Here is a 1,341-nt window from a genome sequence, read left to right as displayed (position 1 = left end):
TCGGAGATCAGCTTGGTCGCGAGCCCGATCAGCGTGAACAGGTACAGCGTGCCGAGCACGACCGGATAATCGCGCCGCACGACCGACTCGTACGACAGCAGCCCGAGGCCGTCGAGCGAGAACAGCGTCTCGATCAGCAGGCTGCCGGTGAAGAACGCACCGATGAACGCGGCCGGGAAGCCGACGATCAACGGCAGCATCGCATTGCGGAACACGTGCTTCCACAGCACGCTGCGCTCGGAGAGCCCCTTCGCGCGCGCGGTCAGCACGTATTGCCGGCGGATCTGGTCGAGGAACGCGTTCTTCGTGAGCATCGTGACGACCGCGAAACTGCCGACGACCGACGCGGTGATCGGCAGCGCGATGTGCCACAGGTAGTCGAGCACCTTGCCGACGAGCGACAGCTGCGCGAAGTTGTCCGACGTGAGGCCGCGCAGCGGAAAGAGCTGCCAGAACGAGCCGCCGCCGAACAGCACGAGCAGCAGCACGCCGAGCACGAAGCCCGGAATCGCATAGCCGACCAGCACGACGAGGCTCGTCGCGACGTCGAACGGCGAACCGTTGCGCACGGCCTTCGCGATGCCGAGCGGCACCGAGATCAGGTACGTGAGGAAGAACGTCCACAGCCCGATGCTGATCGACACCGGCAGCTTCTGCACGACCAGCGACCACACGCTCTGGTGGCGGAAATAGCTGTCGCCGAGATCGAAGCGCGCGAAGCGCTTCAGCATCAGCCAGTAGCGTTCGAGCGGCGGCTTGTCGAAACCGTACAACGCCTTCAGTTGCGCGAGCTGATGCGCGTCGACGCCGGTGTGCGCGCGCATCCCGAACGGCGTCGCGCCCTGCTCCGTCGCGCCCTTGCGCAACTCCTGCACGGCCTGCTCGACGGGGCCGCCCGGCACGAACTGGATCACCGCGAACGTGAGCGTCAGCACGCCGACGAGCGTCGGGATCATCAGCAGCAGGCGTTTGAGGATGTAGCTCCACATAGGGCGTCGACTCGTGATCGGATGGCGGGGTTGGACGAAGGGCCGGCGCGGGTCAGTGATCGGGCTTCGCCCACCAGGTCGACACGACCCAGCCCTCGGCCGAATAGTACAGCGGCAGCGTCTGCGGATAGGCGAGCGTGCGCTTGTACGCAATGCGGTGCGTCGTGCTGTACCACTGCGGGACCGCGTAGTAGCCGTGCATCAGCACGCGGTCGAGCGCGTGCGTCGCGTCGAGCAGTTCCTCGCGCGTTTGCGCGGCGCCGAGCGCATGCAGCAACGCGTCGACGGCCGGCGATTTCAGCCCGATGAAGTTGTCGGAGCCCGGCTCGTCGGCGAACTTGCTCGCGTAGCG

General features: G+C 66.4%; 1 protein-coding gene and 1 pseudogene. Both read right to left on the bottom strand.

Translation table 11 applies throughout. The annotated features are described in order from the left end of the window. Positions 1-989, bottom strand: a 989-nt coding sequence (locus tag JMF90_RS37350; RefSeq protein ID WP_201326367.1) for a microcin C ABC transporter permease YejB, incomplete at its 3' end; no start/stop codon positions are given. 52 nt (positions 990-1,041) lie between these two features. Next, positions 1,042-1,341 (bottom strand): annotated as a pseudogene (locus tag JMF90_RS37345) (ABC transporter substrate-binding protein); the annotation flags it as partial.

The organism is Burkholderia sp. E168m23 (genome assembly GCF_016586125.1).
In the GTDB taxonomy this organism is placed as follows: Bacteria; Pseudomonadota; Gammaproteobacteria; order Burkholderiales; family Burkholderiaceae; genus Burkholderia; species Burkholderia orbicola.
The sequence above is the reverse complement of the archived record's forward strand: the minus strand, read 5'-3'. Positions and strand labels throughout refer to the sequence as shown.